The following is a 24,145-nucleotide window of genomic DNA, read 5'->3' on the forward strand; positions in this document are numbered from 1 at the left end:
CGGAGTCTTCCGTACGAGGGCCGCGCGCTTGTCCGTGAGACCGGGGCGGAGTGCTCAGCCCCGTTCGTACGCGGTGATGTCCTTCACCACGGCGAAGCCCAGGCCGTACGCGCTCATCCCGCGCCCGTAGGCCCCCAGGTGGACGCCCTCCTGGGCCGAGCCGGCGAGTACCCAGCCGTACTCGGACTCCCGGTAGTGGAAGTCGGTGGGGACGCCGTCCACCGGCAGCGAGAGCGTGCTCCAGCCGGAGCCGTCCAGATCGTCCGCGAGCTCCCAGGCGACGCCGGTCTGCTGGTCGAGCCAGTCCTGGCGCAGGCTGCGGTCCATCTCCATCGGGAAGCTGCACGAGAGCAGCCCCGAGCCCGCCAGCCAGGCGGCGGTGGACACGGAGGTGGCCTCCAGCGTCCCGGTGCCGTCGGCGCTGCGCCGCACCGGGCGGCTGGCGAGGGTCACGACGACGGCGAAGCTCTGGTCCTCAGGGGTCGTCTCGGCGCGGAGGGAGGGCTCCTCGCCATGGCCGGTCGAGCCGTGCTCGACGGTGCCGTCAGCCGCCGTACCGACCTGCATCAGCCAGCGTGGCCCGGTGAAGGCCGCGTCCAGGCCGTACCACGGAAAGGCAGCCATCAGATAGTCGTCCACCGCCCGCCGCGCGTTTGGTACCCCCGGCGCGGCGGGCCCGGATTCACCGGCTAGCCGACTCGTCGTCTCCATCTGTGCGACGCCTCCTCATTGCCCTGTTGCCTGGGCAGCCGAGCTCCTCGGACGGCGACCCCCGACACTGGGAGGATAGCCACACCGGTCCGCCGTGTCGGTCATGCCCGGTGGATCAGGACGCGGTACGGGTGGCGAGATGGACGGCAAACGCCGTAGATGTCCCAAGTGGTGCGAACGCCGAGGTGACGCGATCGTGGCCTGATGAGGCTTCAGGTGAGGGTCAGGTCGCGTCCGCGTCGAACGGCGGCGGGTCACTCTTGCGCAGCACGTCCCCTTGCACCGGTCGGCCGTTCACCCCGTCGGAGGTGTGCTTGGTGAGGTCAGGGGCCTGCTGACCCGCGCCCTGCACGCTCTTCTTGGCCGTGTCGACCTTGCCCGAGCCGCCGTTCCGGTCGGCGCCGTTGCTGCCGCTGTCGGTGCCGTTGACCGCGTCGGTGACTTCGGCCAGATCCTTGCGCAGGTCGAAGCTGTTGCTGATCTCCTTGATGCCCAGGTCGTCGTTGTCCAGCAGATGCTTGCGCGCGAACGTCTTCGGGTTCAGGTCCTCGAACTCGAAGTCCTTGAACTCCGGTCCCAGCTCGCTTCTGATGTCCTCCTTCGCGCTGTCGGAGAACTGGCGCACCTTGCGGATGAAAGAGGAGACGTCCTGGATCACCTTGGGGAGCTTCTCGGGGCCGAACACCAGCACGGCGAGCACGATGAGCGCGACCAGCTCCAGTGGTCCTATATCGAAGAACACCGCGCAGCTCCCTCACTCCGTCCACGGCTCCTGCAGCCAGATGTCACGGTACCCGCCCGCGGCCCGCAAGCGGGAGCCCGCCCTCTGTCCCGCCGGTCAACCCGTGGCGGAGCCGAGCGTCACGCGCACCGTCCGCTGCTCGCCGTCGGGGCCGCCACGCCGGACGGTCAGCTCCAGCTTCTCGCCGGGACGGTGGCTGCGGATGCGGACGATCAGCTCCTCACCGCTGGTCACCAGCTTGTCGCCGACCTTGGTGATCACATCGCCCGACTTCAGCCCCGCCTTGTGCGCCGGTCCGCCCCGTACGACAGCGCCGCCGTGGCCGCCCGCACCTCCGATCCGCGCGCCCTCTCCCTCGTACTCCGTATCGAGGGAGACGCCGATCACCGGATGGGTGGCCCGGCCCTCGTTGATCAGCTCCTCGGCCACCCGGCGGGCCTGGTTGACCGGGATGGCGAACCCCAGGCCGACACTGCCGCCCTCGCCGACCTCTCCGTCGGGCAGCCCCGAGTCGCTGCCCGCGCCCTTGATCGCGCTGTTCACCCCGACGACCCGGCCCCGGCTGTCCACCAGTGGACCGCCTGAATTGCCGGGGTTTATCGGGGCGTCCGTCTGCAGCGCGTCCACATAGCTCAGCTCGCTGCCCGGCGCCCGGCTGCCCGCGGTGATGGGCCGCTCCGTTGCGCTGACGATGCCGGTGGTGACCGTGCCGTCCAGATCGAAGGGTGCACCGAACGCGATGACGGGGTCACCGACGCGGACCGCGTCGGAATTGCCCAGCGGCAGCGGGGTGAGCCCGGAGACGCCGGAGACCTTGACGACAGCCAGGTCATAGCCGCTGTCGCTGCCGATGACCTCGCCGGCCGCGGTCTGGCCTCCGGTGAAGGTGACCCGCACTCCGTCGCTGCCCTTGGCGGACTCCACGACGTGGTTGTTGGTGAGGATGTGGCCACGCCGGTCCAGTACGAAACCGGTGCCGGTCGCCTCGGCACCGCCGCCGCGCGCGTGCAGCGTGACGACGCCGGGCAGGGTCTGCCGGGCGATCCCCGCGACGCTGCCCTTGGGCCGCTCGCCTCCCTCGCCCGCCGGGCCCGCGGCGATCTGGGGCAGCTTCACATCGCTCACATCGCCGTTCCGCTCCACGTACACCCCGATGACCCCGCCTGTACCACCCGCCACCAGCGCCAGCGCCAGGGCCCCGATCGCGATACGGGACCTACGGCGCGGACGGCCGGGAGAGGGCTGGAGAGGCGGCTGAGGCGACGGCACGGCGAGCTGCGGGACCGGCGGAGCCGGCTGAGGCTCGGAGGCAGCCGACGCCGTCTGGGGCTGCTGGTGTACGGCCGACTCCTGAGCCGGGGCCGGACCGAGTCCGGGAGCACCGGTGGGCACACCGTAGGGCGGCGTCGTGGTGCCGGGTGGCGGCGCCGCGGTGCCGAGTGGCCCTGTAGTGCCGGGCGACAGGGCGACGCCGTGCGGCGGAGTGACCGTCGGCGGTTGCGCCGAGGCGCCGGGCGACAGGGCCACCCCGTGCGGCGGAGTGACCGTCGGCGGTTGCGCCGAGGCGCCGGGCGACAGGGCCACCCCGTGCGGCGGAGTGACCGTCGGCCGCTGTACGGGCGGCGCGGGCGCCCATGGGCCCGGTCCCCCGTACGGGGGTGTGGAGTACGGGTCCACACCGTGCAGCGGCTCCGGACGGGCGGACGGTACGGGTACGGGGACAGGCACGGGCGCCGCGGTCTCCTCGGCCGCCGGTGCAGCGGAGGTGGCCGGTGCGTCCGGTGCGTTGTGCTCGGCCTGTGTCGCCGGTGTCGTCTGCGCCACGGATGCGGAGATGCCCGGCGCCCCGGAATCGCCTTGCGGGGTCTGGGCGGCCTGCGCCGAGGTGTCTGATGCCGCGGAGGCGTCCCGCGCGGGGGCGGGTTCGGTGACCGTCCGGGCAGCGGCCGCCCGGGAGGGCTCGGCCTCGGGCTCCGGGCGCCTGCCCGGGGTCCAGCGTGGGCGGCTCCACCACTTCGGCTCCTGCCTGGTGGCTCTCGGCTCGTCCATGCCCTCTCCAGCTGGTCACCCGCACTGCTCACCCGCCGCCGGCGCCTTCGGCCTTCGGCCCGAGGTACCACCCGGTCCGGGTCCGGGGGATGCCCCCGAAGGTCTGCCTCCAGCTGGGCGACAGGATTGTCGAGAGGATTCAACCAGGAACGCGGCGCACCGCACAGCGGGCGTCAACGTGGTACCGCGTCAGCGACCCGCCGGGCCCGTCGCGGCAGCCGAAACGGAGAGCGGCGAGCCCGTCGCCGCCGGAGCCCGGCCGGGGAAGGACCGCAGCACCATGGGGTCGGGCTGAGTGACCCCCATGGCGAGCCGTACCTCGGCGGACGGTTGCTGTGGGCCCCCGGGCAGCAGGGACGCCGACCCGCGCAGAGAGCTCATGGTCCCCGCAGCGCCGCTGTTCCCGTACCAGCCGGAGCTGTTGGTGGCAGGTGAGACCCGCGACGGCTTGAGCAGCGAGAGCGGTGAGGACCCCGAGCGCTGCAACAGGCTCACCGGCGCGGTCAGCCGCGTGGTGGGGGCAGCGATGCCGTGGGAGGCGACGGGGGCGAAGGTCGGGCCGGAGTCCGCGGCGCGGGTGCTCAGTGCTCCGCCGCGGTGGTCGCCGCCGCGGCGTCTGGCATCCCGGGAGGCACCGGAGCCGGAGGCGCTGCGCACCGAATTGGCGGACGGGTTGTCGGTGCTCCCTCCGCCGGAGCTGCTCGCCGCACCGGAGGCCAGGGTGCCGCCGAGGGCCAGGGCCGCGAGCGAGAACGCGCCCGCCGCTGCGAAGGCGAAGCGGCGCCCGCGGGAGGCGGAGCGCTCCCGTTCGGCACGGTCCGCGGCCCGTTCGGCGGCCCGCTCGGCGCGGTCCGGCCCCGGGATCTCATGTATCCGGAAGCCGCGCTGCGGGGTGAGCGGGCTGCGCCCGCCGCCCCGGCCGGCCGGGAGGTAGTCGAACGCCCACGGGGAGCCGCCGGGCAGCGCGGTCGCGGTGAACGCGCTGCCCGCTGCTGCTTCCCCGTCCGATTCCCCGTCCGAGGAGCCCCCCGGTGTGCCAGGGCCGCGGCCGGTGTCGTCGATGCGGCCCGCGCGCAACTCATCGTCCGCGGGCAGCCCTTGAAGCCGGGCGAGGAGCCCGGCGGAGGGCGGGGGCGGTGCCGTGTCCGCGAAGACGTTCTTGAGCCGACGCTGCGCATCGGCCTCGGCCTTGCAGCCCTGGCAGGTCGCCAGGTGCGCGAGGACCCGCTCGCGGGAGTCGTGCCCCAGCTCGCCGTCGACGAGGGCGGCGAGCCGGTCACCGAGGTGGTGTTCGGCGGAGGTCACCCGGCGCTCACCTCGCCCGTCCGGGCCGTCGGCACCACCGCGCTCAGGGTGCGCTGCTGCTCGGCCCTGGCGGCGGGCGAGCGGTGCTGGAGTGCCTTACGCAGGTGGGAGCGGCCACGGTGGATACGGCTACGGACGGTGCCCAGCTTCACCCCGAGGGTCGCGGCGATCTCCTCGTACGACAGCCCTTCGATGTCGCAGAGCACCACGGCGGCGCGGAACTCGGGCGCGAGGGTGTCCAGGGCCTGCTGGACGTCCGCGTCGAAGTGGGTGTCGTTGAAGTGCTGCTGCGGGGTGGGCTCGCGGCTGGGGAGCCGCTCGGCGGCGTCGTCGGCGAGCGCGTCGAAGCGGATGCGCTGCTTGCGCCGGACCATGTCCAGGAAGAGGTTCGTGGTGATGCGGTGCAGCCAGCCCTCGAAGGTGCCTGGCGTGTAGGTCGACAGCGACCGGAAGACGCGGACGAAGACCTCCTGGGTGAGATCCTCCGCGTCGTGCTGGTTACCGGTCAGGCGGTAGGCGAGCCGGTAGACCCGGGCGCTGTGGGTGCTGACGATCTCCTCCCAGGAGGGAGGGGTCCACGCCTGCGCGTCCGCATCGGTCGCGAAAGTCGCCGTGGTCGCGGAGTCGGCGGTGCGGGACTGGTCAGCGGTGTCGGTCACGGATTTCGGCTGTCCCGTCGACCTGCGGAATCTCGAGAAGACGCCGCGGTCTCGGCTCGCAGCCGCACCTCCCCTGTCGGCTCTGGTGGTGTCCACTGGAGCCCCTACCATAGCCACATCTCCCGTTAGCTCCGGATAAGAAAATTTGCCCGGCTTTGCCGACCGCCTTGCCGCGGTCCCTGCTTCCTCAACGCCCAGTCCCATCAGCAGGTTCCCGGGCCAACGGATACAGTCACGATTGCGTGGAGGACGGGGACAGGAGAGGGCCATTACCGGCAACCGGCAGACGAGCTGGGGGTTCGCCGACGCGTACGGCGCCGAGCTGGTCGAGAACGCCGAGAGCGAAGCACTGAACTGGGCCCGCGACCGGGCCCAGGAAGCCGGGCTGCGCACGGTCTCCCCTGCCACCGGAGCGGCGCTGCGGCTGCTGGCTGCGGCCGTCGCGGCCAAGGCGGTCGCGGAGATCGGCACCGGAACCGGGGTCTCCGGGCTGCATCTGCTGCACGGGATGCGGCCCGACGGGGTGCTCACGACGGTCGACATCGAACCGGAGCGCCAGCAGTTCGCCCGCGAGGCGTTCCGTGCCGCCGGGTTCGTGGGCAACGGGGGCAACAGGGTGCGCTTCATCCCCGGCCGGGCCCTGGATGTGCTGCCCCGGCTCGCGGACGGCGGATACGACCTGGTCTTCTGCGACGGCGACCGGACGGAGTGCCTGGACTATCTCGCCGAATCGTTGCGGCTGCTGCGCGACGGCGGACTCATCTGCTTCGCGGGGGTCTTCGCCGAGAGGCGCACGGGCGAGGCGTCAGGGCACTCCCCCGAAGTACTGCGGCTGCGTGAGCTGTTGCGCACGGTGCGGGAGAGCAAGGTGCTGGTGCCCTCGCTGCTGCCCGTCGGTGACGGTCTGCTGTGTGCGGTCAAACGCGGTGAGTGACAGGGCGGTTGCACTACGCACATCTATCGTCACTCTCGGCGGCTGACCCGCCCCTGCGCCGGGAGACGACGCCGCCCCGGGAGGTACGCGCTGCGCGTACCTCCCGGGGCGGCGGTCTGCTGACTGCTCAGCCGCAGACCTTCTTCAGTTCCTCGCCAAGCGCCGTCGCCTCATCCGGTGTCAGCTCGACGACGAGTCGCCCACCGCCTTCGAGCGGAACGCGCATGACGATGCCCCGCCCCTCTTTGGTCACCTCGAGCGGGCCGTCGCCCGTCCGCGGCTTCATGGCCGCCATGCTCGTTCCCCTTCCTGAAACCAGCCGATCGCGCCGGGGGTCCCGTAAGCGGGCACAGTTTCACCGGCATCGAACACATTGCTTCTCGGCCATTATCCCGCATGGCGGGACCCGATGACCAACATCGGTCCACATCTCTTCTTCCTCGACCGCACACAAAACCACCCAATGTGGCGATCAGCCTGCGGTACTGCCCATCTTCCGCCCTCTCGCCGGTGCCCTCCGGTTTGACGCAGGTCACATCCACCGGGCCCGGGAAGCGGGTGTGTGCCCTGTCCGGGCTCGATGATCTAGGTCATGCTGAGCGCATGTCCGACACCGTGCGCTACGAAGTGAACGAGGGACTCGCGACGGTCACCCTCAACCGCCCCGACGCGATGAACGCCCTCAACGACGAGATCAAGGTCGCCCTGCGCGACACCCTCCGGCGGGCCGTCGCCGACGAGGGGGTACGCGCTGTGCTGCTCACCGGCAGCGGCCGGGCTTTCTGTGTGGGCCAGGACCTCAAAGAGCACACCAGCTCCCTGGAGCAGAGCGGCGGGGACGCCCTGAACACGGTCGAGGAGCACTACAACCCGATCACGCTGGCGCTCGCGGGGATGCCCAAGCCGGTGGTGGCGGGCGTCAACGGGGTGGCGGCCGGGGCGGGCGCCGGCTTCGCGTTCGCCTGCGACTACCGGGTCGTGGCGGACACCGCGGCGTTCAACACCTCCTTCGCAGGGGTCGCGCTGACCGCGGACTCCGGCGTCTCCTGGACCCTGCCGCGGCTGGTGGGCCCGGGACGGGCCGCGGATCTGCTGCTCTTCCCGCGCAGCGTCAAGGCCGACGAGGCGCTGGAGCTGGGGCTGGCCAACCGCGTGGTGCCGGCCGCGGAGCTCGCCGCCGAGGCCGAGGCCGTCGCCCGCAAGCTCGCCCAGGGGCCGACCGCCGCCTACGCGGCACTCAAGGAGTCCCTCGCGTTCGGAGCCTCGCACTCACTCGCCGAGACTCTCGGCAAGGAGTCCGAGCTCCAGGTGCGGCTGGGGGCCTCCGCCGACCACCGCATCGCGGTGGAGGCGTTCGTGAAGAAAGAGCAACCGCGCTTCACGGGCCGCTGAACGCCCACCAACCCCACAACGGGCGTGGGCCGGGCTAACGGCACCAGCACTCCGCCAGATGGTCGTTGACCAGACCGCACGCCTGCATCAGCGCGTACACGGTGGTCGGACCGACGAAGCGGAAGCCGCGCTTCTTGAGCTCCTTGGCCAGCGCTGTGGACTCGGGGGTGCTGCCGGGTACCTCCGCCGTCGTACGGGGAGCGCGCCGGGCGGCCGGGTCGGGGGCGTACAACCACACCAGGCGGTCCAGCTCGCCCGGCCCCCACTCGGCGGCCACCCGTGCGTTGTTGAGCGCCGCGCTGATCTTGGCGCGGTTGCGGACGATGCCGCTGTCGGCGAGCAGCCGCCGTTCGTCGTCCTCGGTGAACCGCGCGACGGCGGGGATGTGGAAGTCCGCGAAGGCGGCGCGGAAGGCCGTGCGCTTGCGCAGGATCGTCAGCCAGGACAGACCGGACTGGAAGCCCTCCAGGCACAGCCGCTCGTAGAGCGCGTCGTCGCCGTGCACGGGTCGGCCCCACTCGGTGTCGTGGTACGCCGCGTAGTCCTCCGGTGCCGTGCCCCAGGGGCAGCGCAGCCGGCCGTCGGGCCCGGGCTGTGCCCCGCCTTCGGGCACGGTGGCCGTCACGGGTTCGGTGGTCATCGCGTGGTCCCCTCCGTGTCTTCGCCGGACTCCGGCCAGGAGGGGCCCCCGGCGTGCGGGCTGCGGTCCTGGGGACCGTCTTCCGGCGCAGCCGCTGCTTGTTGGCCGCCCGTCCCCGTTGCGCGGCCCATTGCGACGGCCTGGGCACCGGCCAGCGCGGACTCCAGCTCGGCGATGCGCGCGTCGCGCTCGGCGAGCTCGGCGCCGAGCCGGTCGAGAACGTCGTCGACCTGCTCCATCCGGTAACCGCGCACCCCGACGGCAAGGCGCAGCCCCGCCACGTCCGCGTGGGTGACGGGCCGCTCGGGCGGCAGCGGCTCGTCCAGCAGGTCGGGTGGCACGTCGGTGAGCCCGCCCGTCGCGCCGTGGCTCCCGCTGCCGGGCCGGTCGGCGCTCCCGACGACGGCGAGCGTCACCGCGGCGACGACCACGACAAGCGAGATCAGCAGGAACACGAACACGGATCGACTCCCGAGTGGTTGCCGGATGTGGGCCGACCCTGATCGTGCCACGGCCCGGTGACAGCTAGGGTCGGCGGCGGGGATCGGTGCGCGGGCCACGCAGGTGCGGGCAGCAGGCGGGCACCGCCGAGAGGAAGAGGAAGGCTGATGTTGCGCCTGGGTACGCGCGAGTTCGGTGAGCACGAGCCGGTGGTCATGGCGATCGTGAACCGGACGCCGGATTCCTTCTACGACCGAGGCGCCACCTTCCGCGACGAGCCCGCGCTCGACCGGGTCGAGCAGGCGGTGGCCGAGGGCGCCGCCATCATCGACATAGGCGGGGTGAAGGCGGGCCCGGGCGACGAGGTCACGGCCGAGGAGGAGGCGCGGCGCACGGTCGGCTTCGTCGCGGAGGTACGGCGGCGCTGGCGGGAGGTGGTGATCAGCGTCGACACCTGGCGGCACGAGGTGGGCGAGGCGGTGTGCGAGGCGGGCGCCGACCTGCTCAACGACGCCTGGGGCGGCGTCGACCCACGGCTGGCCGAGGTCGCCGCACGGTACGGCGCGGGCCTGGTGTGCACCCACGCGGGCGGCGTCGAGCCACGCACCCGTCCGCATCGGGTGTCGTACGAGCCGCCGGCGGACACGGAGGGCGCGGCGGGGCCCAGCGGGGTCGTCGACGACATCCTGCGGGTGACGCTCGGGCTGGCCGAGCGCGCGGTGGAACTCGGGGTGCGCCGGGACGGCATCCTCATCGACCCCGGGCACGACTTCGGCAAGTCCACCCGGCACTCGCTGGAGGCGACGCGGGAGCTGGGCCGGCTGACGGAGACGGGCTGGCCGGTGCTGGTCTCGCTGTCCAACAAGGACTTCGTGGGCGAGACCCTGGACCGCCCCGTCAAGGAGCGGCTGACCGGCACCCTGGCCACCACCGCGGTCTCCGCCTGGCTGGGGGCGCGGGTCTACCGCGTGCACGAGGTGGCCGAGACCAAGCAGGTGCTCGACATGGTGGCCTCCATCGCGGGCCACCGTGCACCTGCGGTGGCCCGTCGCGGGCTTGCCTAGCCCTCTCGCGGAGCTTGCCCCCTCCCCGCGCCCCTTCGGAGCGTCCGGCAAGCCCTAGCCGCCGACCTCCTTGGTCACCAGCGCGACGGCCTCCTCGATGTCGTCGGTGACGTGGAAGAGCTCCAGATCCCGCTCGGACGCCTTGCCACCGCCGACGACCGAGCCGCGCACCCAGTCGATGAGCCCCTTCCAGTACTCCGTGCCGTACAGCACGATCGGGAAGCGGGTGACCTTCTGGGTCTGCACCAGGGTCAGCGCCTCGAACAGCTCGTCCAGCGTGCCCAGGCCGCCCGGCAGGACGACGAAACCGCTGGCGTACTTCACGAACATCGTCTTGCGGACGAAGAAGTACCGGAAGTTGACGCCGATGTCGACGTACTTGTTCATGCCCTGCTCGAAGGGGAGCTCGATACCGAGCCCCACCGAGGTGCCGCCCGCCTCCAGCGCGCCCTTGTTGGCCGCCTCCATCGCCCCGGGACCGCCCCCCGTGATGACGGCGAAGCCCGCATCGGCCAGCGCCCGGCCGATGCGCACGCCACTGTCGTACTCCGGGGATTCCACCGGGGTGCGGGCAGAGCCGAAAACGCTGACGGCGGGGCCCAGTTCGGCCAGGGCACCGAAGCCCTCGACGAACTCGGACTGGATGCGCATCACCCGCCAGGGGTCCTGGTGGATGAAGTCGGAGGGGCCCGCGGTGTCCAGCAGCCGCTGGTCCGTGGTCCCGGGCTGCACCTTGTCGCGGCGGCGCACGACAGGGCCCAGCCGTTGTTCCTTCGGCTCCTTGCCGGGTCCGTCGGTCATCTACGACACTCCTTCCGCCTGCGATCTTTCCGCTTCAGGGTATGCGGACGGCGAAGAGGCCCGTCGGGAATTCGCGCGGCCGGCAGCTGTCGATCCTCTTACCGGCAGGTGGACCGGCTGTTCGCGGGCAGCCGGAGCAGGCGGTCCGGCCCGTGTGGATCAGGCGGTCAGCCAGCGCCGCAGCCGCTCCTCGCATCGGGTGATGAGCGCGGTCTCCACCCGTTCGTCCCTCTTGTGAGCGAGGTTGGGGTCACCGGGACCGTAGTTGACGGCAGGTACCCCCAGCGCGCTGAACCGGGAGACGTCGGTCCAGCCGTACTTGGGCAGCGGCTCGCCGCCCACCGCCTCCAGGAAGGCGCGTGCCGCCGGGTGCGAGAGGCCGGGCAGCGCGCCCGGCGAGCTGTCGTCCACCTCGAACTCCTCGACGCCGCAGTCGGCGAACACCTCCCGCACATGGTCGAGTGCTTGCTGCTCGTTGCGGTCGGGTGCGTAGCGGTAGTTGACGGTGACGGTGCACAGGTCCGGGATGACGTTGCCGGCGACCCCGCCCTCGATCCCGACGGCGTTGAGGCCCTCCCGGTACTCCAGCCCGTCGATCACCGGCCGCCGCGGCTGATAGCCGGCCAGCCGCTCCAATACCGGCCCGGCAGCGTGGATCGCGTTGGCACCCATCCAGCTGCGAGCCGAGTGCGAACGGGTTCCGCGGAGCCGCATCCGCACCCGCAGCGTGCCCTGGCAGCCGCCCTCGACCTGTCCCTCGGAGGGTTCCAGCAGTACGGCGAAATCGCCCGTCAACCAGTCGGGGTGGGCTGCCGCGACATGGCCGAGGCCGTTGAGGTGCGCTGCGACCTCCTCGTTGTCGTAGAAGACGAACGTCAGATCGCGGTTGGGCTCGGGCACGGTAGCCGCGATCCGCAGCTGCACGGCCACGCCCGCCTTCATGTCGCTGGTGCCGCAGCCCCACAGCAGGCCGTCCTCGTCCAGCCGGGAGGGCACGTTCTCGGCGATCGGCACGGTGTCGATGTGGCCCGCGAGAATGACGCGCTCGGTCCGGCCGAGGCGGGTGCGGGCCACCACGTTGTTGCCGTACCGGTCGACGGTCAGATGAGGCAGCTCGGAGAGGGCCTCCTCGACAGCGTCCGCCAGCGCCTTCTCGTTCCCGCTCTCGGAAGGGAAGTCCACCAGCCGCGCGGTGAGCCGGGCGGCGTCCTGTTGCAGGTCGAGTGCGCTGTGAGACATGGGCACAGCCTACGGCGACCGCTCCGGGCCGTGCTGTGTGCCCGGGGCTGAAGGCGCTGTCCCCACCAGCGGCTACCTTTGAGCGCGTGCCCCACTCACGACCGGACCGCTCGCCACGCATGCCCGAGCGCACGCCCGCACCCCGGGGCCGCGGCAGGCTGCCCAGGATCGCCGTGGCCTGCGCCGTGCTGCTCGCCGTCACCGCCTACGTCGCGATACGTGGGCTGGCGGGCCAGAACGACCCGATGTGCACCGTACGCGCCACCGGCGGCAAGGGCGCAGGCTTCGACGCGTCCGGCACCTCGCGCGACGCGGACGACTCGGAGGACTACGAACTCACGTCGGTACAGGCCGCCAACGCCGCGACCATAGCCGCCGTCGCCTCCCAACGCGGGCTGCCCGAACGGGCGGTGACCATAGCCCTGGCCACGGCCATGCAGGAGTCGCAGCTGCGCAACATCGCCCACGGGGACCGCGACTCCGTCGGGCTCTTCCAGCAGCGCCCCTCGCAGGGCTGGGGCACCGTCGGGCAGATCCAGGACCCCGTCTACTCGGCAGGGCGGTTCTACGACCACCTGGTGAAGGTTCCCGGCTACTCCAGGCTGCCGCTGACCGTCGCAGCGCAGCGGGTGCAGCGCAGCGGCTTCCCGCAGGCGTACGCCAAGCACGAGATGAACGCGACGCTGCTGACCGGCGCGCTCACCGGCCGCGAACCCGCCGCGCTCACCTGCACGACAGGCGCCCAGAACGCGGGCAGGCCCGGCAACCCGCAGCACGTACGCAAGCGGCTGGTACGGGAGTTCGGCCGGGACGTGCTGGCCGACGGCACCGGAACGCTCACCGCTCCGTCGGCGCGCGACACCGCGGCGCACACCACGACGCGCCCCGCGGCGCCTGGGGCTGCCCACGCCGCCGCCCCCGCCACCGCCCGGGGGGCAGTGCGCACCGCCGCGCATGTCCGGGCGCACACCGCAGCGCGCGCCGAGGCGGAGCCCACCGTCTCGGTGCCCGCGCACGGCCGGCGCCAGGGGTGGGAGCTGGCCCACTGGGCGGTCGCGAACGCCGCGGGGCTTCATATCGAGCGGATCTCCTTCGGCGGCCTGGAGTGGAGCGCCGAGCGCTCCGGGGACGGCTGGCGCGAGACGGGGACGGACGACGCGAAGAGCGGCGGCACCGGCAGCGCGGGGGCCGGCGCGGTCGAGCTGCGGCTGGCCACCGGTCACTAGTCCACCCCCTCCCCCGCAGGGGGGAAGCCGGTCTACAGGATGGACGTTTCTTCCCTCGCGCGACGGTCGCTGCGAGGAGTGAACGCGCTCGGCGAATCGTGCCTGGCAGCGGCCGGTTCGGCTCCTCCGGTACAGGTCAACCGGCTGCGAGGAATGCCCAGTTTGACGGCTCACGCGGCAAACCTGGATTGCCAATCCTTTACTCTCTTCCCCCGCAACCTTCCCGCCGTTCCGGCCGATAGGCACTGCGTCTGACCGGGGGACCCCGGCTGACACGCCAAGAACCCCTCTCCGTCAAAGGAGCACCATGTCCAACCCCCTCACGCGCCGGATCGCCCGCACCGCGCTGCTGACGGCAGCCGGCGCCGCCACCGTCGTCGGTGCCGCCGGAACTGCGAGCGCCGTGGAAACGCCCGCGAGCCCCGTGGGCGGGATCAGCAACCTGGACGGCGAGGGCGTCGGCAACGCGCTGGACAAGACGGCCCGTGACACCACCTCGGTCGCCGGCGAGACCGGCGGCGACGCCGTCAAGCAGGCCGTGCCGACCGTCGGCAGGACCGTGGGCAAGGCCGGCAGGACCGCGGCCCCCACCGCGCAGCACCTCGCGGGGAACGCCGCCGGTAAGGCCGGTGACGTACTGGGCGATGCCGCCTCCGCCGCCGCCGACACCAAGCTGCCCTCCACCGCCAACCTCGGGGGCCTTCCCCTCCGTTGAGGGCTTGCCTGCGGCCGGACGAAGCTCAAGAGCTCCGTCCCTGAACCCCCGGCACGCACCAGGGCCGCCCGGACCTCATGGTCCGGGCGGCCCTTCGCATGTGCGGAGCTCTCTTCGGGGGTTGGGGCGCGACGGCCCCGGCCGTTACTCCTTCAACCGGCCCACCGCGGCGGCGACGCGCTCATCGGTCGCCGTCAGCGCGACCCGGACGTGCCGCGCACCGGCGGGGCCGTAGAAGTCGCCCGGGGCGACAAGAACGCCCCGCTCGGCGAGGCCGGCGACGGTGTCCCAGCAGGACTCGTCCCGCGTTGCCCACAGGTACAGCGACGCCTCGCTGTGTTCGATCCGGAAGCCCGCGGCTTCCAGCGCCCCGCGCAGCGCGGTGCGCCGCGTGCGGTAGCGCTCCCGCTGCTCGGCCACGTGGGTGTCGTCGCCGAGTGCTGCGACGGCCGCCGCCTGCACCGGCGCGGGCGTCATCATCCCGCCGTGCTTGCGGATCCCCAGCAGCTCGCCCAGAACGTCGCTGTCCCCCGCGATGAACGCCGCGCGGTACCCGGCGAGGTTGGAGCGCTTGGAGAGGGAGTGCACGGCCACCAGACCCGCGTAGGAGCCGCCGCACACGTCCGAGTGCAGCACGGAGACCGGGTCGGTCTCCCAGCCGAGCTCCAGGTAGCACTCGTCGCTGAGGACCAGCACGCCGTGCTCGCGCGCCCAGGCGACGACGGCGCGCAGCTTCTCGGGCGGCAGCACCTGACCGGTGGGGTTGGAGGGCGAGTTGAGCCAGAGCAGCTTGAGCCCGGCCGGGTCCAGCTCCAGGGGGTCGTCGTAGGCGACGTAGTCGGCCCTGGCGAGCCGGGCGCCGACCTCGTAGGTGGGGTAGGCGAGCCGGGGGAAGGCCACCCGGTCGCCGGGGCCCAGGCCGAGCTGGGTCGGCAGCCAGGCCACCAGTTCCTTGGAGCCGACGACGGGCAGCACGTTCCGGTCGGTGATGCCGTCCGCGCCCAGCCGGCGCTCGCACCAGCCGGTGAGCGCGTCCCGCAGCGCCCGGGTCCCCCACACGGTGGGGTAGCCGGGGCTGTCGGCCGCCTCGGTCAGCGCACGCTGGACCAGCGCCGGGACCGGGTCGACGGGGGTGCCGACCGACAGGTCGACGATGCCGTCGGGGTGCCCGGCGGCGGTGGTCTTGTACGGCTCGAGCCGGTCCCACGGAAAGGTGGGGAGGCGGTCGGAGACGGAGGGCATGGTGCTCACTTTCTCAGGCAGCCGGCGGCGCCCGGTCCGGTGGTACGGCAGTCCGGCGCGCCGGCGGTACGACGCGGAAAACACCGCAGTCCCGTACGGCAGGACACTGAGGCCGCCGTACGGGACTGCGAAGGAGCCACCGGCCGTGCCGGTGGCTCACTCGTCGGGGGTCACCCGTGGCTCACTCGTCGTGTTCCTGCGGCGGGAGCGCGGCGATGAGCGGGTGGTCCTTCTCGATCAGGCCGAGCTTGCTGGCGCCGCCGGGCGAGCCCAGGTCGTCGAAGAACTCGACGTTGGCCTTGTAGTAGTCCTTCCACTCCTCGGGAGTGTCATCTTCGTAGAAGATGGCCTCGACCGGGCAGACGGGCTCGCACGCACCGCAGTCGACGCACTCGTCCGGGTGGATGTACAAGGACCGCTGGCCCTCGTAGATGCAGTCGACCGGGCACTCCTCGATGCAAGCCTTGTCCTTCAGGTCGACACAAGGCTCCGCGATGACGTAAGTCACGCTGTCGTTCCTCCTCGTTAGGGCTGGCGGGCCGGTGCCCGGCTCCGCCGCGGGCGCGCGGGAGCGCTCTTTCGCTTCGGACGGCGGCGATGCCCACACCTAGTATCTCCGTTCCCGGACACAAGACGAACAGGAGGGGCGGTCAGAACTGTGGAATTCACCACGGGCGGACGCTTGGAGGTCCGCATCACCCCTTCCGACGTGGGCAAACGTGTCTCGGTTCGGTCATTGACAGCCGCTGGAGAGCCGCACGGCCGGTTCACGGACACGCTCGGCATTCTCACATCGTGGACCGGTGGAGTGCTCAGGATCACCCGGCGCGATGGTGAGCAGATCGAGATCGAGGAGGCGTCGATGGTCGCTGGAAAGGTGGTCCCGCAGACGCCGGCGCGCCGCCGGGGGCTGCCTGCCGCCGACGTGACGGAACTCGTCACCGTCGCCGCCAGGGGCTGGCCGCCTGTCGAGTCCCGGCAGCTGGGCGGGTGGACGCTGCGCGCTGCCGGGGGGTTCACCGCGCGGGCGAACTCCGTGCTGCCGCTGGGCGACCCCGGGCTGCCGCTGCCCGAGGCGCTGGCCCGGGTCACCGGCTGGTACGCCGAGCGGGGACTGCCGGCCCGGATGCAGGTCACCGCGGAGGAGCACGCGCTGCTCGCCGACCAGCTGCGGGAGCGCGGCTGGACGGCGGAGCGGCACGGGCTGATACAGGTCGGCGCGCTCGCCCCGCTGGCCGACCGGGAGCCGGACGGGAGAGTGCTGCTGCACCGTACGCCGGACCAGCGGTGGCTCTCGCTCTACAACCGCGCCGACGGCGACCGGCCCGCGGACGACGCGCTGAAGGTGCTGGCCGGCGGACCCTCGGTCTGGTTCGCGACGGTGCTGGACGAGGCCGGCTCACCCGTTGCGATCGGGCGGTGCGTGGTGGACGGCCGCTGGGCCGGGTTCGCCGCCATAGAGGTCGCCCCCGAACGGCGCCGGCAGGGGCTCGCGCAGGCGGTGACGGGCGAGCTGGCCCGCACCGCGCTGGCGGAGGGCGCCTCGGCCGCCTACCTCCAGGTGGAGCGGGACAACACGGCGGCGCGAGCCCTCTACGAGCGGCTCGGGTTCGCCGACCATCACGCGTACTGCTACCTCCGCGCCCCGCAGGACTGAGATGGGCGGCGGAAACGGCGCAAGCGGCGGCAACGGCGTGGGCGACGAGGAGATGCCCGGCGCGGCCCGGCAGCGGTTCGCCGAGGCGGCCCGCCAGGAGCGCCCCGATCTCGCGCTGCTGTGCCTGCTGATCGGCGCGGAGGCCGCCCGCAGCGCACAGGACGGCACCAAGAGCGCGTCCGGCGAACAGGACGAGGCGGCGGCCGTCGACCGGATCGTGGACGAGGGTCAGGCGGAACTCGACCGGTTGGCCGGACTGTTGCCGTACGAGCGGGGCCGTACGCCCGCGCAGTGGGCACTGGCGCTGCGGCGGACGCTGGGTGAGGAGCAGGGGTTCGGCGGCTCCGCCTCGGACTACCAGCGGCTGGAGTCCTCGCTGCTGCCCGAGGTGCTGCGGCGGCGACGCGGGCTGCCGATCATGCTGTCGGTGGTCTGGATGGAGGTGGCCCGGCGCGCCGGTGCCCCGGTGTACGGGGTGGCGCTGCCGGGACATTTCGTGGTCGGGTTCGGCGATCCGGGGGACCTCCATGTTCTGGCCGACCCGTTCGGCGGCGGCAGGCAGCTCGACGAGGAGGAGCTGTCCTTGATGGTCGCCGGGGCCACCGGGGGGACGCCGCTGTCGGCGGCCTCGCTACGGCCGGCCGGGCCGCTGGAGACGGTGCTGCGCATCCTCAACAACATCAGGGCCTGGGCCGCCCCGCGGCCCGAGCAGTCCGGGGTGCGCCTGTGGGCGGTCGAGCTGTCACTGCTGCTGCCGCACCACCCGGGCAGGCTCCGCTTCGAGCGGGCTCAACTGCTCGTGGAGCGGGGCGACTTCATACGGGGTGCGCAGGAGATGGAGAGCTACGCCGACGTCGTCGCCGCGATGGAGCCGAACGCGGCGGAGAACATCCGGCGGGCGGCGCGGGCTGCGCGGGCGCGGCTGAACTGATCCGTCCGGCCGCTGAACTGCTCAGTCCGGCCGGAGACGGCCTACAGCCACCCTTTGTCGCGGGCAATACGGACGGCCTCGGTGCGGTTGCGGGCCCCGGTCTTCTGGATGGCCGTGGACAGGTAGTTGCGGACCGTGCCGTGCGACAGGTGCAGCGCGGTGGCGATCTCGGCGTTGCCCGCGCCCTCGCGGGCCGCGCTCAGTACGTCGCGCTCCCGGTCGGTGAGCGGGCTGGCGCCCTCGGCGAGCGCGGCCGCGGCCAGCCCCGGGTCGATGACGCGCTCACCCGCCCGTACCCGGCGTACGGCGTCGGCGAGTTGGGCGGCGGGGGCGTCCTTGACCAGGAACGCGTCGGCGCCCGACTCCATGGCCCGGCGCAGGTAGCCGGGCCGGCCGAACGTGGTGAGGATGACGACCTTCAGCGCCGGGTGCCGCGACCGCAGCCCCTCCAGCGCGTCGAGTCCGGACAGACCGGGCATCTCGATGTCCAGCAGCGCCACGTCCGGCTGGTGGGCCGTGACCGCGTCCAGTACCTCGTCGCCCCTGCCGACCTGGGCGGCGATCTCGATGTCCGGTTCCAGGCTCAGCAGCGCGGCGAGCGCCTCGCGGACCATCGCCTGGTCCTCGGCGAGCAGCAGTCTGATCACCGCCTCAGGGTACTGAGGGCACGGTGGCGCTCAGCGTGAAGCCCCCGTTCACACCCGCCGAGGTGGACAGCGTGCCGTCGGCCAGCGCCAGCCGCTCCCGCAGCCCGCTCAGCCCGTTGCCCTCCCGGGCGCCGGAGGGCCCCTTGCCGTCGTCGGCGACGGTGAGCCGCAGCAGTCCGTCACCGGCGCTCCCCCGGCCCCGGGCCTGGAGGGTCACCGTGCAGCGGGTGGCGCCGCTGTGCCGTACGACGTTGGTGACCGCTTCGCGCAGCGCCCACGCCAGGGCGCCCTCCTGCTCGGGTGCCAGCCGTACGGCCGGCGGCCGGTGCGGCAGCTCGGCGTCGATGCCGACCGTGTCCAGCGCGGTGCGGGCTCCGGCCAGTTCGACGGCGAGGGTGGGCCGGCGGTAGCCGCCGACCGCCTCACGGACGTCGACGAGTGCCTGCCGGCTGACCCGTTCGATGTCGGCGACCTGGGTGGCGGCCTCCTCGGGGCGTGCGGGCAGCATCCGGCCCGCCAGCTCGCTCTTGAGGGTGATGAGGGAGAGCGAGTGTCCCAGCAGGTCGTGCAGGTCCCGGGCGAGCCGCAGCCGCTCCTCGTTGGCCGCGAGCTCCGCCACCACCGCGCGGGCCTCCCGCAGCTCCCGCATCGTACGGATGGTCTTCCGCGCGGACATCAGCGCGAACCCGGCCAGTACGCAGGGGATGACGAGCGACGTCCACACGTCCCACCCGGCCCGTGCCCCGAAGTCCGTACCGACGGCCGCCAGCGCCAGCACGCACGCCGCCACAGCCACCACCGCACGCCGGACGGGCAGCACCGCGCCGGTCGCCACCGCGACGTAGACGAACAGCGCCAGCCACCGCTCGCTCGCCGCGAGGGAGAGGGTGAGGGCCAAGGCGTAGAGGAGGGTGACGAGCGGGTACACGACCCGCCCGGGGAGCGGCGACTTGGTGTGCCGGTAGACAAGCGTGACGTAGGCGACGAGGAAAGCCGCGAATCCGGTGACCGCCCCGGCGAGCGCCGGTCCACTGTGGTCGCCCGTCCACAGGTCGCTCACGGGGCCGGCGAGGAAGACCATCCAGACGGCGATCATGGCGATCCGGGCCCGCTTCTGCCGCGGGCTCTCGGCGGGGTTCCCGAAGGCCGGGATCCGGTCGTCGGCCTTCTCCGGCCACCAGGTGCCGAACGGCCCCCGGCGGCCTCCGCCGACGCGTAGACCCTCCTCGGCCGTGGCCGGCTGCCGGGTGTCTGCCATGACACGGCTCCTCATGTCGTACGCGTCCCTACACCTGATACGTGCGCGCTTCTCATGTCGTGCGCGGGTGCATCATGCCTTGCGGGTGTCCTTGCGGTAGAGCCAGGCGGCTGCTCCGGCGAAGAGCACGAGATAGCCCAGCAGCAGCCCCGCGTCGTCCAGATGCGGCGCCTCACCGACCTCCACCGCCTGGCCCAGCGCGGTGTAGGCGTGGGTGGGCATCCACTCACCGATGTTCTGCACCCAGTCGGGAAGGCTCGACATCGGCAGCCACAGCCCGCCCATGAAAGCCAGCCCGAAGTAGAACAGCATCGTGATCGGCCGCACCGCGTCGCCTGTCGCCAGATAGCCGATGGCCACCCCCAGCGCCGCGAAGACGAAGCTTCCCGCCCAAGAGCACAGTGCGACAGCACCCCACTGCCACGCGTCCAGCCGTACGCCCATGACCGTGGCGCCGGTCAGCAGGACGAGCAGGATGGACGGCAGGCTGACGGTGGCGGCCGAGGCGATCTTCGCGGTGACGTAGCCGCGTCCCGGCAGCGCTGTGAGCCGCAGCTGCCGGACCCAGCCGATCTCCCGCTCCTTGGCGATGCGTTCGCTGTTGCCCATCAGGACGGCGGTCATCGCACCGAAGGCGGCCATCGCGACCATGTAGTACAGCTTCAGATCCACCGGCAGCCCCGGCATGTTCCCCGGGGTGTCCCGGCCGGCGATCAGCACATAGAGCAGCGGCGGGTAGATCACCGAGAAGAACATGAACTTCTTGTTGCGCAGCGAGCGCGTGATCTCCAGCTTGACGAGGGTCTTCACTTGGCGGCCGCCTTCCGGTGCGTGTCGAGGCCGGGCTTCGGGGTTTCGGACGAGTGGGTCTGTTCCGCGCGGGAGGTGAGGGTGACGAACGCCTCCTCCAGGCCGAGCCCGGTGACCTCCAGGCCGTGCGGGTAGAGCCCCAGCGCGTAGAGGGCGTGCACGGTGGCGTCCGCGTCGGCGGAGCGCAGCCGTACGGCGGCTCCGGCCAGGTCCAGTTCGCTGACCCCCGGCAGGGCGCGCAGCTGCGCCTCCAGCACCCCGTCGGGCACCATCTCCAACGTGAAGCCGACCCGGCGGACGCCCGCCATGGCCTTGATCTCGGCCGCGCTGCCGTCGGCGAGCAGCCGCCCGCGGTGCAGCACCAGTACCCGGTCGGCCACCTCGTCCGCCTCCTCCAGGTAGTGGGTGGCGAACAGCACCGTGCGGCCCCCGGCGGCCTGGGCCCGTATGGCCGACCAGAAGGAGCGGCGCGCGGTGACATCCATGCCGGTGGTGGGCTCGTCCAGCACGATCAGGTCGCTGTCCCCCGCGGTCGCCAGCGCGAACCGCACGCGCTGCTCCTGGCCGCCGGACAGCTTGCCCACCATCCGGTCGGCCAGCTCGGTGATCCCGGCGTCGGCCAGCACCCGCTCGGTGGCGTACCCACGCGGATGCAGATCGCAGGCCAGCTCGACGAGTTCGCGGACCCGTACGCCCTCCATCAGCCCGCCGGACTGGAGCATGGCGCCCACCCGGCCGTCGGTGACCGCCTGCCGCGGCGTCGTACCGAACAGCCGCACCCGGCCGCCCGGATCGGGATTACGGAGCCCGAGCAGCAGGTCGAGCGTGGTGGACTTGCCGGCCCCGTTGGGGCCGAGGAGGGCGACGGTCTCGCCGGGGTGGAGGCTGACGGTCAGTCCGTCGAGCGCCCGGACGGAGCCGTAGGTCTTGCCGGCCGAGGTGAACTCCACGGCCGGTGCCGTGGCGTGGGTCGATGTCATGCCCCAAGACTCGCCGCACAGCGGGTGCCCAGGGCAGTGTCGGCGGTCGTGACCTGGCGCTGACAGATGTCATGCCCCGGGGATGACGGGAAGCGCCCGGGGCATCAGGCAGAGCGAGGGGCGCCCCACCATCTCGGCGGGGCGCCCCTCGTTTCCGTCTCGCGGAGCCGGGTCAGCGGGAACTGGACGCCGGAACCTCGGCGACGCGCTGTGCGGGCTCCGCCGGCGCCTTCTTCCGCAGGGCCTGGACCATGGCGGCAGCCGCGTGCTTCGGGGTCATCTTGACCGTGCCGGCGCCGCCCTCGACCACCACGTTGTCGAACGCCGAACCGTAGGTCGCCTTCAGCTTCGCGGTGTCGATGACCGGCTGGAGCGTTCCGCTGCCGACCGCCCGCATCGTGAGGAACTTCCCGATGGTCTTCTGGCTGAACGGCACCTTCACATCGCCCGCCTTGAGCCACACCCAGCCGGACATCGCGGTACGGCCGAATCCGTGCACCGCCTTGTCCAGTTGCGCGTCGGTCACCTTGGGCTTGCTGACCGTGCCGGGCAGTTCGACCGGCTCGTTCTTGCCGGAGACCGCGCGCTGCTTGAACGCCTTCTCCAGCGCGGCGGGCGCCTTGTCGACGTCGACGACCTTGTGCGGAGTGCCCTTGACGGCCACCGCCTTGCCGCCGGTGAACTTGACCATGCCTTCGGACGGGGACTTCGCCTCGGCCTTCTCGACGACGGGCTTGAGCGCGGCCCGCACCTTGGCCTCGTCCACCTTGACGGCGGGGTCCGCCTCGCGGGTGCCTCCCATGAGGGAACCGATGACGGAGACCGGGTTGTAGTCGCGGCCCGCGGCGGCGCGCACGGTGGCCTCGGTGTCGAGGGTCACCCCGGCGACGGTGGGCTTCAGCTCCGTACGGCCACCGCTCGTCTCGATCTTGAACGGTTCCTTCGCCCGGTCGCCCAGCTCGGCGTCCAGCTTGTTGACGGCCTCGTGCTTGGTCAGCCCGCCGATCTCCACGCCGAGCACCGTGGTGCCCTTGGGGACGTCCGCGTGATCGAGCAGCAGGCCCGTGCCGTAGGCGACGCCGGCCACGCCGACCACGGCGACTCCCGCGAGCACCAGCTTCGAACGGCCGCCCTTCTTGGCCGCCTTGGGGGGCTTCGTCCCACCCGGTGCCGACTGCGCACTCGCGGGACCGGTGCCGGGCGGGGGCGACGAGGGGCCGGGCGGCGGCACGGCGGGTCCGTCGGCCGCACCGCCTGCCTGCGGTACGCCGCTGATCATGGTGTCGCTCGACAGCCGGGCCTCGCCGCCGGGCCCGCCTTGCAAGCCGCCGGGGCCCGCGGGGCCGCCAGGACCCATGCCTGCGGCACCGGGGACGCCGGGAGCGCCGGGTGCACCGGGGACGCCGGGTGCGCCGGGTGCGCCGGGTGCGCCGGGTGCACCGGGGACGCCGGGAGCGCCGGGTGCGCCGAAAGGCTCCACGCCGCCGGGGGCGCCGGCGCCCGGAACCATGGGAGTTCCGGTCGGAGGCGTGCCGCTGGGACCGACACCGGGACCGCCGTGGCCGTCTCCCGGCCGGTGGTCGAACGCGTCCAGCCCGGAAGCACCCTGCCCCGCGCCGAAATCGGGACCCGCGCCGAAGTCCTGGCCCAACTGCGGGTCCTGGCCCCCGCCCGGCGCGGTCAAGGGGCCGGGGGCGACGCTGCCCGGGGCAACGCTGCCGGGGGCGGGCGGTACGGGCATATCGCCGGTCGCCGGACCCGTGGTGGGACCGGCGGGGCCGCCCGGCTGGTTCGGGCCGATGTGCGGTACGCCGTCGGGCGGCGTGTCCATCGGACCCGCCCCGCCCGGGAACGAGGGCCCCGCGCCCGGTCCCCCGGGCAGACCGTGCGTACCCGTCGTCTCGGGCATCCCGTGCGTACCGGTCGTCTCAGGTCCCGGCCCGGAGAAGTACGGCAGATCGCCCTGGTCACCGGCACCGGAGCCGATGCCCGCACCCGCGCCCGCGCCGGAAGCCGGCCCGGGACCGCCTGCCGGGCCGGACGGCGCCGACGTGTTCTTGGGCGGCTTGCGGGGCGCGAACCAGTCGCTGGTCTGCTGGGTGACCCCCGCCCCGGACGCGTCCTCGGCGCCAGGGCCCGTGCCGTTCCCGGAAGCCGGGGAGACCGCGGACGGCGACGCGTCCCGCACGGCACCCGGACCGCTGCCCGGCGGGGGCGGAGGCATGGCGGCGGCACCGGAGCCACCGCTGGTCGCACGCTTACCGGCACCGAGGTCCGGCGGGCTCTTCGCCTCCTGGCCGCCGCTCTTGTCCGCTCTCTCGGACTTGCCGTCGTCGCCGTCGTCAGCCACCGGTGTCCGCATCACCACGGGCGGAATCGGCCGCGAACCGGGGATGTTGATGCGGATGCGGGTGGTGAGCGTCGTCTCGGTCTTCGGCTCGTCCGACTTGGACCCGGCCGCCGGTTCGGCTCCCCGGTCGCCCTGGCCCCCGTCGGAGCCCGAGGTGCCGTACGGCTCCGTCCCCGAGGGGTACGACGAACCGCCGCGCCTCTTGGGCCCGGAGGACGAACTGTCAGTTTCACGACTCAAAGCAGGTACTCCCGGATGGATTCGCCGTCTTCCTGTCGGCCTGAAGGCGGCTCGCCGGCGCGCACCACTGTACTTGGGGTACGGGGCACCGGCCCCGCGACCACCGAATCGT

At 72.7% G+C, this 24,145-nt stretch carries 24 protein-coding genes; 7 read left to right on the forward strand and 17 right to left on the reverse strand.

The features are described from left to right. Positions 1-54: 54 nt before the first annotated feature. The 5 genes from ACTWQF_RS02595 to sigE form a co-directional block, all read right to left on the reverse strand. Positions 55-711 carry a hypothetical protein gene (locus tag ACTWQF_RS02595; protein ID WP_443276617.1) on the reverse strand — a complete coding sequence of 219 codons (657 nt, stop codon included), beginning with the start codon at positions 709-711 and terminating at the stop codon, positions 55-57. Positions 712-934: 223 nt separating this feature from the next. After that, on the reverse strand, positions 935-1,453 hold the full coding sequence (locus ACTWQF_RS02600) for a sec-independent translocase (RefSeq protein ID WP_443276619.1): 519 nt from the start codon (positions 1,451-1,453) through the stop codon (positions 935-937). Between the two features lie 96 nt (positions 1,454-1,549). Further along, a complete protein-coding gene (locus ACTWQF_RS02605; protein WP_443276620.1) occupies positions 1,550-3,502 on the reverse strand; it encodes a trypsin-like peptidase domain-containing protein in 1,953 nt (650 codons plus the stop codon). A gap of 189 nt (positions 3,503-3,691) precedes the next feature. Beyond that, a complete protein-coding gene (locus ACTWQF_RS02610; protein ID WP_443276622.1) occupies positions 3,692-4,807 on the reverse strand; it encodes an anti-sigma factor family protein in 1,116 nt (371 codons plus the stop codon). Then, on the reverse strand, positions 4,804-5,577 hold the full coding sequence (gene sigE, locus ACTWQF_RS02615; protein WP_433099911.1) for an RNA polymerase sigma factor SigE: 774 nt from the start codon (positions 5,575-5,577) through the stop codon (positions 4,804-4,806). The genes ACTWQF_RS02610 and sigE overlap by 4 nt, the downstream gene beginning before the upstream one ends. A 127-nt stretch (positions 5,578-5,704) precedes the next feature. Here sigE and ACTWQF_RS02620 point away from each other — a divergent pair, with 127 nt between their 5' ends. Then, positions 5,705-6,400: an O-methyltransferase gene (locus tag ACTWQF_RS02620; RefSeq protein WP_443276624.1), complete on the forward strand. Its 696-nt coding sequence runs from the start codon at positions 5,705-5,707 to the stop codon at positions 6,398-6,400. A gap of 127 nt (positions 6,401-6,527) precedes the next feature. Here the strand turns inward: ACTWQF_RS02620 and ACTWQF_RS02625 are convergent, their stop codons facing one another. Then, complete coding sequence (locus ACTWQF_RS02625; protein ID WP_016469583.1) at positions 6,528-6,695, reverse strand: DUF3117 domain-containing protein; 168 nt, start codon at positions 6,693-6,695, stop codon at positions 6,528-6,530. 308 nt (positions 6,696-7,003) lie between these two features. Between ACTWQF_RS02625 and ACTWQF_RS02630 the strand changes: the two genes are divergently transcribed. Further along, a complete protein-coding gene (locus ACTWQF_RS02630) occupies positions 7,004-7,792 on the forward strand; it encodes an enoyl-CoA hydratase-related protein (RefSeq protein WP_443276626.1) in 789 nt (262 codons plus the stop codon). A gap of 34 nt (positions 7,793-7,826) precedes the next feature. Here ACTWQF_RS02630 and ACTWQF_RS02635 read toward each other — a convergent pair whose 3' ends face one another. Together ACTWQF_RS02635 and ACTWQF_RS02640 are read right to left on the reverse strand one after the other, a co-directional pair. Beyond that, positions 7,827-8,432 (reverse strand): DNA-3-methyladenine glycosylase I, encoded by a 606-nt coding sequence (locus ACTWQF_RS02635; protein ID WP_443276628.1) that lies wholly within the window; start codon positions 8,430-8,432, stop codon positions 7,827-7,829. Continuing rightward, a complete protein-coding gene (locus ACTWQF_RS02640) occupies positions 8,429-8,893 on the reverse strand; it encodes a DivIVA domain-containing protein (protein ID WP_443276630.1) in 465 nt (154 codons plus the stop codon). Before ACTWQF_RS02640 ends, ACTWQF_RS02635 begins: the two co-directional genes overlap by 4 nt. A 147-nt stretch (positions 8,894-9,040) precedes the next feature. Between ACTWQF_RS02640 and folP the strand changes: the two genes are divergently transcribed. Beyond that, positions 9,041-9,937 (forward strand): dihydropteroate synthase, encoded by an 897-nt coding sequence (folP, locus tag ACTWQF_RS02645; protein ID WP_443276632.1) that lies wholly within the window; start codon positions 9,041-9,043, stop codon positions 9,935-9,937. Between the two features lie 54 nt (positions 9,938-9,991). Here folP and ACTWQF_RS02650 read toward each other — a convergent pair whose 3' ends face one another. Then, on the reverse strand, positions 9,992-10,738 hold the full coding sequence (locus ACTWQF_RS02650) for a TIGR00730 family Rossman fold protein (RefSeq protein WP_443276634.1): 747 nt from the start codon (positions 10,736-10,738) through the stop codon (positions 9,992-9,994). A 159-nt stretch (positions 10,739-10,897) separates the two neighbouring features. Further along, on the reverse strand, positions 10,898-11,977 hold the full coding sequence (gene dapE / locus ACTWQF_RS02655; RefSeq protein ID WP_443276636.1) for a succinyl-diaminopimelate desuccinylase: 1,080 nt from the start codon (positions 11,975-11,977) through the stop codon (positions 10,898-10,900). Positions 11,978-12,096: 119 nt separating this feature from the next. Between dapE and ACTWQF_RS02660 the strand changes: the two genes are divergently transcribed. Both ACTWQF_RS02660 and ACTWQF_RS02665 read left to right on the forward strand, forming a co-directional pair. Further along, positions 12,097-13,203: a heavy metal transporter gene (locus ACTWQF_RS02660; RefSeq protein ID WP_443277546.1), complete on the forward strand. Its 1,107-nt coding sequence runs from the start codon at positions 12,097-12,099 to the stop codon at positions 13,201-13,203. A 307-nt stretch (positions 13,204-13,510) separates the two neighbouring features. Continuing rightward, positions 13,511-13,918, forward strand: a complete 408-nt coding sequence (locus tag ACTWQF_RS02665; protein WP_443276638.1) for an ATP-binding protein — start codon at positions 13,511-13,513, stop codon at positions 13,916-13,918. Positions 13,919-14,062: 144 nt separating this feature from the next. Here the strand turns inward: ACTWQF_RS02665 and dapC are convergent, their stop codons facing one another. Together dapC and fdxA are read right to left on the reverse strand one after the other, a co-directional pair. Then, entirely contained in the window at positions 14,063-15,160 is a 1,098-nt protein-coding gene (gene dapC / locus ACTWQF_RS02670; RefSeq protein ID WP_443276640.1) for a succinyldiaminopimelate transaminase, read from the reverse strand. Between the two features lie 181 nt (positions 15,161-15,341). Then, positions 15,342-15,668, reverse strand: coding sequence for a ferredoxin (gene fdxA, locus ACTWQF_RS02675; protein WP_016469573.1), 327 nt, complete (start codon positions 15,666-15,668; stop codon positions 15,342-15,344). 150 nt (positions 15,669-15,818) lie between these two features. Between fdxA and ACTWQF_RS02680 the strand changes: the two genes are divergently transcribed. Both ACTWQF_RS02680 and ACTWQF_RS02685 read left to right on the forward strand, forming a co-directional pair. Beyond that, positions 15,819-16,817, forward strand: coding sequence for a GNAT family N-acetyltransferase (locus ACTWQF_RS02680; RefSeq protein ID WP_443276642.1), 999 nt, complete (start codon positions 15,819-15,821; stop codon positions 16,815-16,817). Position 16,818: 1 nt separating this feature from the next. After that, positions 16,819-17,748 carry a transglutaminase-like domain-containing protein gene (locus ACTWQF_RS02685; protein WP_443276643.1) on the forward strand — a complete coding sequence of 310 codons (930 nt, stop codon included), beginning with the start codon at positions 16,819-16,821 and terminating at the stop codon, positions 17,746-17,748. Positions 17,749-17,789: 41 nt separating this feature from the next. Here ACTWQF_RS02685 and ACTWQF_RS02690 read toward each other — a convergent pair whose 3' ends face one another. The 5 genes from ACTWQF_RS02690 to ACTWQF_RS02710 form a co-directional block, all read right to left on the reverse strand. Beyond that, positions 17,790-18,395 carry a response regulator transcription factor gene (locus ACTWQF_RS02690; RefSeq protein WP_443243888.1) on the reverse strand — a complete coding sequence of 202 codons (606 nt, stop codon included), beginning with the start codon at positions 18,393-18,395 and terminating at the stop codon, positions 17,790-17,792. 4 nt (positions 18,396-18,399) lie between these two features. Further along, entirely contained in the window at positions 18,400-19,653 is a 1,254-nt protein-coding gene (locus ACTWQF_RS02695) for a sensor histidine kinase (protein WP_443276644.1), read from the reverse strand. 72 nt (positions 19,654-19,725) lie between these two features. Continuing rightward, the gene (locus ACTWQF_RS02700) at positions 19,726-20,463 is read right to left on the reverse strand and encodes an ABC transporter permease (protein ID WP_443276645.1); all 738 of its coding nucleotides are present in this window, start codon (positions 20,461-20,463) and stop codon (positions 19,726-19,728) included. Further along, positions 20,460-21,443: an ABC transporter ATP-binding protein gene (locus tag ACTWQF_RS02705; RefSeq protein ID WP_443276646.1), complete on the reverse strand. Its 984-nt coding sequence runs from the start codon at positions 21,441-21,443 to the stop codon at positions 20,460-20,462. The genes ACTWQF_RS02700 and ACTWQF_RS02705 overlap by 4 nt, the downstream gene beginning before the upstream one ends. 172 nt (positions 21,444-21,615) lie before the next feature. Next, the gene (locus ACTWQF_RS02710) at positions 21,616-24,033 is read right to left on the reverse strand and encodes a hypothetical protein (protein ID WP_443276648.1); all 2,418 of its coding nucleotides are present in this window, start codon (positions 24,031-24,033) and stop codon (positions 21,616-21,618) included. Positions 24,034-24,145: the final 112 nt, after the last annotated feature.

It is taken from the genome of Streptomyces sp. 8N114, assembly GCF_052245835.1.
GTDB lineage: Bacteria > Actinomycetota > Actinomycetes > Streptomycetales > Streptomycetaceae > Streptomyces.